17 protein-coding genes are annotated in these 13880 nt (G+C 42.0%); 6 read left to right on the top strand and 11 right to left on the bottom strand.

Annotated features, from left to right (window positions below; genetic code table 11):
* Positions 1-61 precede the first annotated feature (61 nt).
* A complete protein-coding gene (gene rplY, locus MOB01S_RS08155; RefSeq protein WP_066803714.1) occupies positions 62-352 on the top strand; it encodes a 50S ribosomal protein L25 in 291 nt (96 codons plus the stop codon).
* Positions 353-423: 71 nt separating this feature from the next.
* Positions 424-996 (top strand): aminoacyl-tRNA hydrolase, encoded by a 573-nt coding sequence (pth, locus tag MOB01S_RS08150; protein WP_066803757.1) that lies wholly within the window; start codon positions 424-426, stop codon positions 994-996.
* Between the two features lie 35 nt (positions 997-1031).
* Here the strand turns inward: pth and nqrM are convergent, their stop codons facing one another.
* From nqrM to grpE, 11 genes are all read right to left on the bottom strand, one after another.
* Positions 1032-1301, bottom strand: a complete 270-nt coding sequence (gene nqrM / locus MOB01S_RS08145) for a (Na+)-NQR maturation NqrM (RefSeq protein WP_066803711.1) — start codon at positions 1299-1301, stop codon at positions 1032-1034.
* Between the two features lie 234 nt (positions 1302-1535).
* Complete coding sequence (locus MOB01S_RS08140; RefSeq protein ID WP_066803708.1) at positions 1536-2390, bottom strand: ABC transporter substrate-binding protein; 855 nt, start codon at positions 2388-2390, stop codon at positions 1536-1538.
* Between the two features lie 143 nt (positions 2391-2533).
* Positions 2534-2689 (bottom strand): hypothetical protein, encoded by a 156-nt coding sequence (locus MOB01S_RS12345; protein WP_157073939.1) that lies wholly within the window; start codon positions 2687-2689, stop codon positions 2534-2536.
* Positions 2686-4143, bottom strand: coding sequence for a cell envelope integrity protein CreD (creD, locus tag MOB01S_RS08135; RefSeq protein WP_066803699.1), 1458 nt, complete (start codon positions 4141-4143; stop codon positions 2686-2688). Before creD ends, MOB01S_RS12345 begins: the two co-directional genes overlap by 4 nt.
* A gap of 102 nt (positions 4144-4245) precedes the next feature.
* The gene (gene creC, locus MOB01S_RS08130) at positions 4246-5700 is read right to left on the bottom strand and encodes a two-component system sensor histidine kinase CreC (protein WP_066803697.1); all 1455 of its coding nucleotides are present in this window, start codon (positions 5698-5700) and stop codon (positions 4246-4248) included.
* Positions 5694-6416: a response regulator gene (locus MOB01S_RS08125; protein WP_066803695.1), complete on the bottom strand. Its 723-nt coding sequence runs from the start codon at positions 6414-6416 to the stop codon at positions 5694-5696. Before MOB01S_RS08125 ends, creC begins: the two co-directional genes overlap by 7 nt.
* 6 nt (positions 6417-6422) lie before the next feature.
* Positions 6423-7331, bottom strand: a complete 909-nt coding sequence (locus MOB01S_RS08120; RefSeq protein ID WP_157073938.1) for a hypothetical protein — start codon at positions 7329-7331, stop codon at positions 6423-6425.
* 108 nt (positions 7332-7439) lie between these two features.
* The gene (locus MOB01S_RS08115) at positions 7440-7730 is read right to left on the bottom strand and encodes a hypothetical protein (RefSeq protein ID WP_066803691.1); all 291 of its coding nucleotides are present in this window, start codon (positions 7728-7730) and stop codon (positions 7440-7442) included.
* Positions 7731-7900: 170 nt separating this feature from the next.
* On the bottom strand, positions 7901-8695 hold the full coding sequence (locus MOB01S_RS08110) for a hypothetical protein (protein WP_066803687.1): 795 nt from the start codon (positions 8693-8695) through the stop codon (positions 7901-7903).
* A gap of 77 nt (positions 8696-8772) precedes the next feature.
* A complete protein-coding gene (gene dnaK, locus MOB01S_RS08105) occupies positions 8773-10689 on the bottom strand; it encodes a molecular chaperone DnaK (protein ID WP_066803684.1) in 1917 nt (638 codons plus the stop codon).
* Positions 10690-10885: 196 nt separating this feature from the next.
* Positions 10886-11410, bottom strand: a complete 525-nt coding sequence (gene grpE / locus MOB01S_RS08100) for a nucleotide exchange factor GrpE (protein ID WP_066803681.1) — start codon at positions 11408-11410, stop codon at positions 10886-10888.
* 130 nt (positions 11411-11540) lie between these two features.
* Here grpE and MOB01S_RS08095 point away from each other — a divergent pair, with 130 nt between their 5' ends.
* The 4 genes from MOB01S_RS08095 to MOB01S_RS08080 all read left to right on the top strand — a co-directional run bounded on the left by MOB01S_RS08095 (position 11541) and on the right by MOB01S_RS08080 (position 13810).
* Entirely contained in the window at positions 11541-11795 is a 255-nt protein-coding gene (locus MOB01S_RS08095) for a hypothetical protein (protein WP_066803679.1), read from the top strand.
* On the top strand, positions 11776-12084 hold the full coding sequence (locus tag MOB01S_RS08090) for a type II toxin-antitoxin system VapC family toxin (protein ID WP_066803676.1): 309 nt from the start codon (positions 11776-11778) through the stop codon (positions 12082-12084). The genes MOB01S_RS08095 and MOB01S_RS08090 overlap by 20 nt, the downstream gene beginning before the upstream one ends.
* Positions 12085-12197: 113 nt before the next feature.
* On the top strand, positions 12198-13028 hold the full coding sequence (rlmB, locus tag MOB01S_RS08085) for a 23S rRNA (guanosine(2251)-2'-O)-methyltransferase RlmB (protein WP_084349673.1): 831 nt from the start codon (positions 12198-12200) through the stop codon (positions 13026-13028).
* Positions 13029-13099: 71 nt separating this feature from the next.
* On the top strand, positions 13100-13810 hold the full coding sequence (locus tag MOB01S_RS08080; protein WP_066803673.1) for a DUF4328 domain-containing protein: 711 nt from the start codon (positions 13100-13102) through the stop codon (positions 13808-13810).
* Positions 13811-13880 lie beyond the last annotated feature (70 nt).

Genomic DNA, 13880 nt, shown 5'->3' with positions numbered 1-13880 from the left:
AGGCATACCAATCTTGGTCGCAAAGGTTGGTTGATTTTGTTAAAATTTTAAGGAAACTCTCATGAGCTTTACTCTAACTGCATTTGTACGTTCTACCGATTTGCAGGGCAAAGGTGCGAGCCGCCGCCTGCGTAAACAGAACCTTATCCCTGCCATCGTCTATGGCAAAGGTGAGCCTGTCTCCATCTCTATCAAAAACAACGAGTTGGTGCGTGCCCTAGAAGAAGATGCTTTCTTCACAAGCCCAATCACCCTAACCCTAGAAAATGGCAACGAAACTGTTACCATCAAGGCTTTACAACGCCACCCTTCAAAAGGTGTGCCATTGCATGTTGATTTTGTGCGTGCATAATTTAAACAACACCAAAAAAGCCAATGGGTCGTCTGTTGGCTTTTTTATTGGGTCATGATAAGGGGGAATTTATGATAAAACTGATTGTGGGTTTGGGCAATGTCGGAGCAGAATATAAAGACACTCGCCATAATGCAGGGTTTTGGTTTGTGGATGAGCTGACCGACAAATTTAACATCACACTCACCCATGACAAAAAATTCCATGGCGATGTGGGACGTGGCACAGTATTTGGGTCTGATGTGCGTTTTATCAAACCCAGCACGCTGATGAACCGCTCTGGCATGGCGGTTGCTCCATTTGCCAAATTCTACGGCATACAACCTCACGAAATCCTAATCGCCCATGATGAGCTTGATATATCAGCAGGCAACCTACGTCTAAAAAAGGGCGGTGGGCATGGCGGTCATAATGGACTAAAAGACATCGTACCCCACACAACAGCAGATTTTTGGCGGTTGCGTGTGGGCATTGGCAGACCCACTCACTCATCTATGGTAAGCAGTTGGGTGTTGTCAAAACCCACCCAAGATGACCGCACCAACATTGACAAGGCGATTGTCTGCGGTATTGAGGCACTAGAATTACTTATGACAAACCAAGAACAAAAGGCGATAAGCCTTGCCAATGGCTTTAAATTATAATCAACACCAAAACCGTTCCATTTGGCAACGGTTTTTTAGACTTCTTTGGCGATTTTGTTCAAGGTGGATTGATTGGCACGCATTTTTTGTTTGTCAGCTTCTGTCAAACTGTCGCATTTGTTGGGGTCATTGCCACAAAATTGGCAATACTCATCACCCATCAAGGTAGCAACGCCACCACATGAGCCTTTGAGGGGCTTTTTTTGCACCAAATAGCCAATGCCCATAAACAAAAAAAACAACACAAACACCCCAAGTGTTACAAAGAAAATAGGCATAAATTGGGCGATAAAATCGTTTGTCATCGGCTTTGTCCAAATAAATTTTTACCAAAAAATAAAAATACCGCAATGTTTCTTAGATATTACTCTATAACAACAATCCATCCTTTCATTGAAAGATTTTTAGTCTAACAACTTATGGCAAATATCTAACCTTGCAGATTACATGAGGCATATTATAAAACTTTTACCACAAAAAATCAGTCCATTTTTGTGATGAACTGATTTTCTATTTTAAAACAACATAAAAGCCATGACTTATTGGGGCATGGTAGTCAATGATGGGTCTTGACCATATCGGCGTAGGATTTTTTCTAATTCGCCTGATGCTTTGATGTTTGCCAGCCCCTTATTAACCTTTTCAAGCAATTCAGGACGAGTTTTGTCAACAGCAAACACCAATTTTGCACCATCAGTTGCAGGTAGTGTTTTTGAAGCAAACTTCTCTTTGTGTTCGGCAAACAATTCGTTGTTCATGTTGTATTGTAGTACGGTTGAGTCAGCCACCACAGCATCCACTTCACCACGAATCAAGGCAGTTACCGCCAAAAATACGGTTGGGTATGTTACCAGTTGTTCGGTTTTAACCCCAAAACGAGGTACATCCTCAAATCCATCTTCATCTTCGGATACGGCGATTTTGGGAAGTTTTTCCCAATCAGTCATTTTTGCTTTGTCCATTGTGAGTAGGCGATAGGGAGTAAAATAGTAGGGCGTACTAAGCAATGCTTCAGCTTTTGCTTCGGGGGTTGCACCCACAGCACTCACAATCAATGCAACATCAGGATTACTCAACGATTCAAAAATACCCTCCCAAGCATGGGCTGTATAATTGACATTAAAACCTTGGTCTTTGGCAATGGCGTTAAAAATATCAATCTCCATACCGCCAATCGTACCATCTTCGTTTTTGGACTCAAATGGTGGATAAGTGGGGTCAGTCAAGGCGATGTAGGTTTCTAATTTTTCATCGGCCTTAGGTGCTTCTTGCTTGGGTGTTTCTTGGTTAGTGGTTGAGTCAGCACTTTGGTCGTTGGTTTGTTGGGGTTGACAAGCACTAAGTACCAACAATGCCGATAAAGCCATCGATAAAACACTCATCTTTTTGAACATAAAAGCTCCTTCATGGTTAAACACATCACAAATGCCAAAGTATCACAAAACGAATTTTATACTATTTTGAGATAAGGATTCACAATATAATACAATGAATGTATGAAATCAAGTATTTTTGGTATGATAAGCAGTAAAATAAGTTATTTCATGACTGCCATACCACAACAAATCTGTTTTTCAAAACTCAAAATAATCCCCAAAGTTGGCAAATATAGCCAATGCAAAAACTCAATACTGTCGTTAAAATTTGCCATGATGGCAGATTTGGATTTGCCCAAAAAATTTTGATGACTCATGATTGCTCTCCTGTGGTAGAAATGGGTAGTGGTAAATTGGAGCTTTGGGGGTGCTTGTTACCCTTGTCGCTTTTATCATTTTTACCATCTTTGTCGGTCAGCCCATACCAATCCACATGGCGAGTGGCAACCATAACAATAGCAATACACACAAAGCAAAATACCGAACCCATGAGTAGGTTTAGACCACTTGCTGAAAGTATCACATAAAAGACAGTATAGAGCAAACCTAGTATCATACCAAAGCCCATGCCTCTTTTGACCGAACCTAACATATAGCAAGTATACCAACCGATTAGACCCACACAAGCAAGGCTGGCAATCAAATAAGCATATAAAAAGGCAATCTGTTCGGCAAGCGATAATAAAAGCAGATAAAATACAAGCAAGGCACTTGCCACAAGCAAGTATTGAACGGGGTGAATGCGTAAGCCCTTGATGACCTCAAACAAAAAGAATGTCCCAAACGACACCATGACAAGGAGCAAAGCGTATTTGATGCTACGGTCAGTTTGGGTGTAGGTATCATTCATGTGTACAAATGCTGTACCAAAACTTTGGTAGGCGTTTGTGTATTCTAACTGCTCAAAAATAGGGCACATTGAACCGTCCGACCCGCCTGCACACGCCATGAGTGATGATTCGTTTTGGTTGGTGATGAATCCACCTTGCCATGTGGCGTTAAAACCCTCACCATCTGCATTAAACGCTTTGGACAAAGGCAAGGCTTGCCCAAAAAATTTGGGTTCATGCCAGTTACTTGTCATGCTCGCCCCAAAATCCGCCCCCAATGGAATAACATTCATGCCATCAATGCCAGAAACGGACAACATCAGGTCACTTGACAAAGTGTCTGCACCAAGCTCTTTTGTCAAATCCACCGCCAAATAATGAATGCCAAATTTACTTTCTTTGGCGAATTTGACAGGATAATTGTTGCCATTAACGACAACTTCTTTGGCATTTAATCCCCGCAAATCACTGGTGGTGATAAATAAAGTTAGGCTCTTGGGCGTAGGGTCTTTGGCTTTTTTGTTTTGTTTGGTTTTGGGGTTGGCAGACATATCGCCATCATCTAGGTGAGTAGCACGGTCTACTGTCTGGGTGGAAGCGTAGACGGCTTTGGGTAGCTCAAACCTTTGTTTGGCATGGACATCGGCATAGTAGCTGATGGCGTGATAAATTCCACGACTGTATTCATCATCTCGCACACCCACTGTCATGTCAAGTTGGCTTTGGGTTGGAAAGATGAGTGTTTCGCCCGTATCTGCCCCCATGACCAAAAATGGTGTGATGAGGTACTGATGTTTGACATGGGCTTCTTTGATTTCGTCAATGACGCTTGTGTGATAAGTTTTACGCTCATCAACAAGCCCATTTAAAAACAACATTCCCACCAAAAAAGCAATACACATCGTAGCGATGATGACAAGTTTTGTGCCGATTTTTTGCATAATAATCCCCATTGGAAGTTAGGATTATTATAAAAATCAATTATGGAAAAATGATGGAGAAATGGGAGAATTTTATGAAAAATGTGTGAAAAAAACACGCAATCAGTATGGCAAACTCACTACCACACTCACCATATGCCGACCGTCTTTATCGCCCTGCCCCATACTGACCACTCCGCCATGCAGTTCTATGACTTGTTTGACAAGTGTCAAGCCTAGACCTGTGCTTTTTTGTGTGCCATTACCCACGCTAAAATAACGCTCAAAGGCTCGCTCTATGACAAAATCGTCTAGCACATCGCTGTCATTACTGATATTTATGATGACGTTTTTATCTGTTTGACTAATGTTAATGTGTATCAAATCTTTGCCATAATATAGGGCATTGTCAATGATATTTTGTAGGGCTTGGGTAAGCCAAAATTCATCAGCAACAATCTTGATGCCACTGGCGTTGATATGAATGTTTTTATTTAATTGTTTAATATAAGCCGATTGCTGGTTAAGACAAGTTTGGATAACCTCATCTATGGCGATTTTTTGCAGGCTTAATTTAAAATTGGGCTGTTCCAATTTGGCAAGAGCGAGTAATTTATCCACCAAATCGGTCAGTTTGTCCGTTTGAGCCAAAATTAATGTGGTAAATTGCTCTCGCTCACCATCTGTCAAATCATTGGTCAAAATCTCAGCACTCGCCCTAATGGCGGTGAGTGGACTTTTGAGTTCATGAGTCAGCGTATGAACATATTCTGAAACATAGGCTTTGTTTTCTATGATGTTTTTCATTGTATGAATACTCACCATCAGTTCATTCAACTCTCGTCCCAGATAAAAATGTGGTGGCGTGGTCTTGGCAAGTCCTTTGGTATAGCGGTTCACACTGTCAATGCTATGGCGTAACCACCATGCCATGAGTGTGGCAATGGCAAGTGTTACACCCATAATGGTTAATAAAATCTTAATAATCTCATCAGCATTTTTATCAATATAAGGAATCAAAGTCTGTGTGGGCTTACCCACCGACAATACACCAATAAGCTCACCCTTTGCCATAATGGGGCTTGCCACATACATGACCGAATGTCCATCAATATCGGTGCTTCTTGCCCCATATTTGCCTTGTAGAGTCAAATAAACATCATTCCAACGGCTAAAATCCGCCCCCACACTCTGCTCACGACTGTCATAAATCACCACACCCACATCATTGGTGATATACAAATGATAGGTGCTTTTTTGTTTTTGGTGATACCAAAGTGGCTCGTTTGGATCGGTAAAAGCATGAGCAAGTTTTGTTGTAAGATATTGATTTAATTTATCTTTTTGTAAATTTGCCACATCATTTGCCACCAACACCGCCAAAAGACGAGATGTGTCCACAAGACTATCTTCCACCACCCGTTTGGCGGACGGTCGCAGGGTTTTTTGGATATAATACAACGCCAATCCTGATGATAAAAAGGTGATGAGCGAAAAAATCAACCAAATTCGCACAAAAATGCTAAAACTTAGGCGTTTTTTAAAAATATAATCAAGCAAACGATGAAAATTTAGCACAAACTATATCCCAAGCCCCGATGGGTAATGATAATCTCATCATCGCACACCTCTCCTAATTTTTGGCGTAAGGTCTTGATATGACTGTCAATGGTGCGTGATAAACGATGCTCTGGGTGGTCGGATATGCTTGCCAAAATTTGCTCACGAGATAAAATGTGCGTGGAATTGGCAAGCAAAGTCAGCATAATGGCAAGTTCGGTTTTTGATAAGGTCAAGGCTTGATTATTTAGAAAAAGTGAATAATCATGGGCTTGATAACGCCAAGTGTGTACGCCTATGGTTTTGGTAAAATTGGTGTGGGCGAGGTCTGATTTATCGGCTTTGTCCGATTTTTGGGTAAAGATGTTTTCTCTACGCCATATCGCTTTTAGCCGTGCTATCAGCTCTCGGGCACTAAATGGCTTGGCGATGTAGTCGTCCGCCCCCATTTCCAAGCCCAAAATACGGTCTATCTCATCACTTCTGGCGGTCAAAAATAGGATAGGCACAAAGGCGTGTTTGTCGCCTGCTCGCACCTTTTGACAAAACTCAAAGCCTGTGCCATCAGGCAAGCCCACATCTAGGACAAGGGCAGACAGTTCATCAGCTTGGTGCAAAAGCTCAAAGCCCTTGGCAAGAGTATTTGCCCACACCACTTGCCACCCTTCTTTTTTTAGGGTAAAAATAAGGGTTTGGGCGATGGCGGGGTCGTCTTCTAGGAGTAAAATGTGCATTTTGATTTAGCTCCCACTTCTTACTTTGCCATATGCCATATAGTCGCTCAAATATAGCACCGCAACCGTTTTACCATCTATTTGGTAAGGATAAAACATCTCATAACGACCATCATACGAGCTGTGGTGGGGTGTAGATTGTCCTGCAAACATTTTATCCAATATCTTATTTTTGGCGGTGTCGGTGGTAAAAATAAAATCGGATTTTTTAAAGTGGCGTTGTTTGCTTATCATGGTGGCTTCATGCACATCGGCGACAGCGTCCACCGCTTCAAACACGGTAGCATTACCACTTTTGACATCTTCTGGGTTTGGTAGTCCATCGTGGGCGGGCTGACGCTCACTAAATGCCAAATAAACCTTATCCTTGCCAATAACATCAGGCACAATGATGGTCGCCCAGTTAATGTTGCTGTCGGTAACTTTCAACAATTCAATGTGTGAACTTGCCTTATCTATCCACGACTTTTCAAACTGATATTCACCCAAAAACGCCAAGCTGTCGTGATATTTGTCCACCACTTGATTGGCAGAAGTTTGCATTAGGGCAAATTTTCTTTGGCTGGTAATGTGGTCGCCCCAAAACAGTCCACCTGCAATCACGCCAAACATCGCCATACCAAGTGTGATAAATTTGCCCATGTGTGATTTGGTAGTGGCGGGTATTGTAGGGCTTGGGTTTTCTTTTTGCTCGGCAATGCGGGTTAAATTAAGCATGATGTTTAAAATCAATGCTCCTGCCAGCACCGCCAAAATACCTAAAATGCTAAATGCAAACATTTCGGTGAGATTTTTTTCAAAAACTTTTAAACCAAAAACTTGGATTAAAATAAAGCCAAACACCCAATAAATCAGCCCCAAAATCCCCAAAATGGCGATGATGTTGGTGGCTTTGACAAGCATTTTGTGGTTCATAAAAATCCCCCAATGGTTGTTTTGCCTATTGTAGCTTAAATTGCCTAAGTTTGGGGGGGTTTGTGTGAATTTTTCATTAAAATTCCATAAAAACAAGCCCAAATACCTTTATGATTTTTGGCGATACCACTGATGACGGCGTTTACTGTTGTGTTTCCAGCTTTTGGTATAAGCTAAAGCAGACACTCTAATATCATGCCATGCACAAGGCAGGGCTTTACCACGTTTTGCTCGAAGTTTTAATTTTGGACAAAAACGATACTCCGTGTTATGTAATTCATACATGGCACGTTCTTGGTGGGTGCGAATGTGGCGATATAGATTTAAATTTGTGCAAAAATAGGGGCGTGAGCCAATGGTTTCCCATTCGCCTACAAAGTGAGATTTGAGATGTTGCATGGATTTCTCCTAAGTGAAAATACTTAGAAGATGTCTTTGGCGTGGTAGTTCATATTCAAAACGTGAAATAAAAATATTATAAATGATAGATTATTTATTGGTCAAGATTGGCTTCAATTTTTTTTGAGCCAGCAACCCCATAAATTTTTTTATACTTTTCTTCGGAAAAACTATTTTTTGATATAAAAATATCGTAAATATAAAACACAAAATCCAAAATAAACTTTATGCAAAAAAAAAACAAAAAGATAGAAAAATATAGCAATAAATATTGAGAGTGATATTATTGTAAAAATATTATTTATGGCATGATTTAAAAATATTTCAATATCAATAGGTCTAGAAGCATTTATCAGAATTACGGCATTTAATGATAAAAATGCAATAATCAAGGCATTTATTCTGGGTTTGGCATCTGATTGGTATGTGTATTGCCGAATCGAGAAAGATTTGTGTGTTGAATATTTATCTCGATTGGATTTCCACTTATCCAAATGTTCAAAAATATCCTTAGAGTTATAATTCTTACCAAATTTTCTAATAAGCCAATCATCTTGAGCCTGCCAAATGTATAAAAAGTAGGTATGGTATTTTTTATTGTAATTTTTTATAATTCTTTTATCAAAAATCTCCCTGATAAAAATAAATATTATCATAGGCATTAAAATAAGCATATAAGACATTAGTGATTCTCTATGGGTAATTTTATCTTTGAATAGAATTACCCACAAAACAAATACAGAAAACATAATGTTGCAAAAGAATAATATATAATGTCCCGAATTTAAATTTTTAAATGAAAGTAAGTCATCGTAATATTCATTAATAAGAAGTATTGTTTTATTCTTTGACGGCTTTCTTTTAGATTGGCAGAAAAGGTAATAAAATACAGGCAGTACATAAATGTCATTAACATTATATTTTACAGTTTCAAATTTCATATATTTAAATTTAATTTCACGCATATTTTTTCACTCCCTTTATAAAAAAACACCACCCAATCAAATTGAGCGGTGTTTTGTTTTCGCCTAACAATCAAAGATTACTTATCATCTTTCACTTCGGTAAACTCAGCATCTACCACGCCATCATCTTTGGGCTGTGATTGAGCTTGGCTTGCGTCTGCACCTGCCCCACCTGCATTTTCTTGGCTATAAATCTTGGTGGCGATTGGCATAAAGGCATTATCAAGCGCTTCTAGCTTGGCTTTGATTGCATCCACGTCATCTTCTTTGGTCGCAAGTTCTAGCTCGCTAATCGCAGTCTCAACGGCTTTTTTCTCATCGTCTGTGGCTTTGTCGCCATTTTCTTTGAGGGCTTTTTGCACGCCTGCAATACGACCGTCCGCTTCGTTACGAGCATTCGCAAGTTCAGCAAACTTCTTATCCGCTTCGGCATTGGCTTCGGCATCACGCACCATTTGCTCAATCTCTTCATCAGTCAGACCGCTGTCGGCTTTGATTTGGATAGACTGTGATTTACCAGTTCCCTTATCCTTAGCAGAGATGTTCATGATACCGTCAGCATTGATGTCAAAGGTCACCTCAATCTGTGGCACGCCTCTTGGTGCTGGTGGAATGTCGGTGAGGTCAAAGTTACCCAAAAGTTTGTTTTGGTTGGCAATCTTACGCTCACCTTGATACACCTGAATGCTTACGGCAGGTTGGTTGTCGGCAGCCGTTGAGAACACTTGTGATTTTTTGGTGGGAATCATGGTGTTTTTCTCAATGATGGCTGTCATCACACCGCCCATGGTCTCAATACCCAAGGTTAGTGGTGTTACATCAAGTAGCAATACGTCTTTTTTGTCGCCTGCCAACACCGCACCTTGAATGGCAGCACCGATTGCCACTGCTTCGTCAGGGTTGACATCTTTGCGTGGCTCTTTACCAAAAAACTCTTGGACTTTTTGTTGGACAAGTGGCATACGAGACTGACCACCTACCAAAATCACGTCATCAATGTCAGAGGCTGATAGACCTGCATCGCTTAGGGCGATTTTACATGGAGCGATGGTACGAGCCACCAGCTCTTCGGTCAAGCCTTCAAGTTTGGCACGGCTGATATTGACCACCAAGTGCTTGGGTCCTGTGGCATCGGCGGTGATGTAAGGCAAGTTCACTTCGGTAGAGGTTGAGCTTGACAGTTCGATTTTGGCTTTTTCGGCAGCCTCTTTTAGGCGTTGCATGGCAAGTGGGTCACCTTTTAGATTGACATTTTGTTCTTTTTTAAACTCGTCCACAAGGTAGTCAATCAAAGCAATGTCAAAGTCTTCACCGCCTAGGAAAGTATCGCCATTGGTCGCTAGCACTTCAAACTGCTGTTCGCCGTCTACATCAGCAATCTCAATGATAGACACGTCAAAAGTACCACCGCCTAAGTCATAGACAGCAATCGTGCGGTCGCCTTCTTTTTTATCAAGACCAAAGGCAAGGGCGGCAGCGGTTGGCTCGTTGATGATACGCTTAACATCAAGACCTGCGATACGGCCTGCGTCTTTGGTGGCTTGGCGTTGACTGTCGTTAAAATACGCTGGTACAGTAACCACCGCCTCTGTTACAGGCTCACCCAAATAATCTTCGGCAGTCTTTTTCATTTTTTTCAAAACTTCTGCACTGATTTGTGGTGGGGCTTGTTTTTTGCCGTTGACTTCTACCCACGCATCGCCATTGTCAGCTTTGACGATTTTGTAAGGCACAAGACCGATGTCTTTTTGAACTGCTTGCTCGTCATAACGGCGACCGATGAGGCGTTTGACGGCAAATAGGGTGTTTTGAGGGTTGGTAACTGCTTGGCGTTTGGCAGATTGACCCACCAAAGTTTCACCGTCTTTAAAGGCCACGATAGATGGCGTGGTGCGTGCACCCTCTGCGTTTTCGATAACTTTAACATTACCGTTTTCTAGGACAGCCACACAAGAGTTGGTGGTGCCTAAGTCAATACCAATAACTTTACCCATGATTTTTCTCCGATTTATTTAAGTTGATTTTTTGGCAAGTTGGGGTGGTTTATCAACACACCATCATTTGCCAAACTTGCCTTTTATATTTGTGTCAAATTTAGATTTTCAAGAGAAAATTTGACAAATTTTTAAAAAATTTTTTGTAAAAATTTTGTTTTAAGCCATTGAAATTTAAAACAAAATCCACAAAGGCTTACGCCCCCACTAACACCATCGCAGGGCGGATTGAGCGGTCATTTAGGGTGTAGCCTTTTTGTAGGACTTGACCAATAACATCTTTGTCGGCATCAGGGAAAACGCCCACCGCCTCGTGTAGGTCGGGGTTGAATGCCTCGCCTACCTCGCCCACGGCAACCACACCATTCTTTTCAAGCGTGCCAAGCAAGGATTTGTGCGTTAGGCGAAGTCCTTCAAGTACACTCTCGTCCGCCCCTGCCTTTTCGCTTGCCTCGAGGCCTCGTTCTAAGTTGTCCACCACATCAAGGAGTTCTTTGGCAAACTTTTGTAAGGCAAACTTTTTGGCTTTTTCGGTCTCTTGCTCCATACGGCGTTGGGCGTTATAGCTCTCGGCATTGGCACGAGCGGCCGCCTCTTTGGCTTCTTTAACTTCGTTTTGTAGTTGCTCGATTTGGGCGATGAGAGCTTGTAGTTCGCTCACCTCTTGGTTTGTCTCTTGATTGTTGGTGTCGTTGGTTTGGAGGTTTTCTTGCTCGCTCATGAGGTTTTCCTTTAAAAATAACCATAAAAATCCCTGTGTTTATAAAGGTGATGTCATAAAATTTCAAGGGGCGGTGTCGGTTTGGATAAAAATTTTGTTATAATGCAATAAAATATAACTAGGAGATACCATGCTGATTTTAGACCTACCACCCAGCATTGAACAAGCCATCATCGCCAAAGCCCACGCCCAAGATTTAAGCGTGAGCCAATATGTCCAAAGCCTACTGCCAAAACTTGACCAAGAGTCCCATGAAAATTTGGCGTGGGAATATGGCAAGGATTTATTTGGTTGTTGGGAAAGTGGCGATGGTACATTAAGCCAAAATGTCAAAACATTGGTCGCTCAAAAGGTGCGTGAAAAATATGGCAAAAATATTGATTGATAGTGGTATTTTTGTGGCATTATTTGATAAAAGCGATAAATATCATTTATCTGCCGTACAATTTATCAAAGACAATAAAAAGCCACTTGTTACCAGTCTTGCGTGCATTACCGAAGCGATGTTTTTGCTTGCTCACCCACGCCCACAAAATGCTTTGCTAAATTGGCTACATTTGGCACGCATTGAAATTGCCGAATTTACCCAACAAGATATGCCAGCCCTAGCCGATTTGATGAGTCAATATAGTAATGTACAATGGGTTTTGCGGACGCTTACCTTGTGTATTTAGCACAGCGTGAGACATTAAGCCACATTGCCACCATTGATAGCGATTTTCGCATTTATCGCATGCACGGCTACCCTTTTCGTGTGATGATTTAAAAAACTATTTTGGAAAACCCCATGACCACCCAAAAACCCTTTAAAAAAGACAACAAACCCTTTGATAAATTTGATAAAAAATTTGACAAAGCCGACAAGAAAAAAACCACCACGCCCCATTTTTACGGCATTCACGCCATCAAAGCGATTTTAAACACTCGCCCACAGGACGCCAAAGCTCTATTTGTCCAAAGCTATGACAACCACCAAAATACCGACCACGCTGACATCATCGCCCTTGCTCGCTCGCTTGGCGTGTCGGTGCAAAATGCCCAAAAAGACAGCTTGACCGAGCTGTGTGGTAGCACCCAACATCAAGGCGTGGTGCTGTCCGCCCGCCTGCGTGCGATGAGTGATGAGGGGGTGCTTGATGAGATGGTTGGGCGGGATAACTGCGTGTTTTTGGTGCTTGATCAAATCACCGACCCACACAACTTTGGGGCGATTTTGCGAACGGCTTCGGCGATGGGTGTAACAGCCGTTATCACGCCTCGTCATCAGAGCGTGGGACTGACCCCCACCGTTGCCAAAGTGTCGGTGGGTGGGGCAGAGAGCGTGCCTGTGGTTGCCGTTACCAATTTGGCACGCTGTTTAGAAAAGTTAAAATCAAAAGGGGTGTTTGTGTTTGGTACAGCACTGGATGAGAGTGCCAAGCCTTTACAGGCGTGTGATTTTAGTGGTAAAGTCGCCATCGTGATGGGTTCAGAAGGCGATGGCATGAGACGGCTGACAGGCGAGCTTTGCGATACGCTGGTCTATATCCCAATGACCGACACCCCCGACCGCCCCCAAAGCCTCAATGTCTCGGTGGCGACAGGCATGGTGCTGTGGGAGGTGTTTAGAAGTCGCTAGGACGGACAATTTATCATAAACATTAAGAATGCAACCAACCAATAAGACCGCACCATCTAAAAGGAAACTTTATGTCAAAAACACCCAAAACCTATACCTACCGCCCCACCTTGGGTGTGGGAGCAATGGTGAGTTCTGTGGCAGTTATCTTATTTTTGTTGGTGGATTTTGTGTATAGCAGTTATGCCAACTGGCATTTTCGCCAATACGCCAAAATTATTGACAGTGATGATGATGTGGCACTGGACTTATGGGCATCACAGAATGAAACGCTTGCACAAGTTGGTGAATGGATCGGCTATGGCTTGCTGATTGCTTTTATCATAAGTATCATCTTTGTGGCAAAATGGATATATGACAGCCATTGCAACGCCCGTGCATTGGGGGTATCAGGCATTGCCTATTCGCCTTTGATGTCGGTTGGCGTGTTTTTTATTCCGATTGCCAGTTTGTTTATGCCCTTTATCGCCATGAGAGACATGGTTAATGGTAGTTTTGAAAAAGCCAATAAGCCCACTTTTCATGGAGTGATTTTGTTGTGGTGGGTGTGCTTTATTAGTGGCTCTTTAATCAGTCGCTTTTATAACCGTAAAATGACCGCCTTGGACAACAATTTCCCTGATGAGCCTACCACGCCTGAACTTCTTGATTACTTTGAACAGGCGGTAAATATCATGAATGTTTTGCAAATAGGTACAGTACTGACATTAGTTTCGGCGGTGGCACTCATTATCATCATCAACAAAACCAGTCAGCTACATCAACAGATGTATCAGCAATAATATAGTCAATTAAACCCAAAATGCACCACATTAGGTTTTTTCGTTCGTGGTGAGCTTGCCTGCCCATAAC

The organism is Moraxella oblonga NBRC 102422, from assembly GCF_001598275.1.
Lineage (GTDB): Bacteria > Pseudomonadota > Gammaproteobacteria > Pseudomonadales > Moraxellaceae > Moraxella > Moraxella oblonga.
The sequence above is the reverse complement of the archived record's forward strand: the minus strand, read 5'-3'. Positions and strand labels throughout refer to the sequence as shown.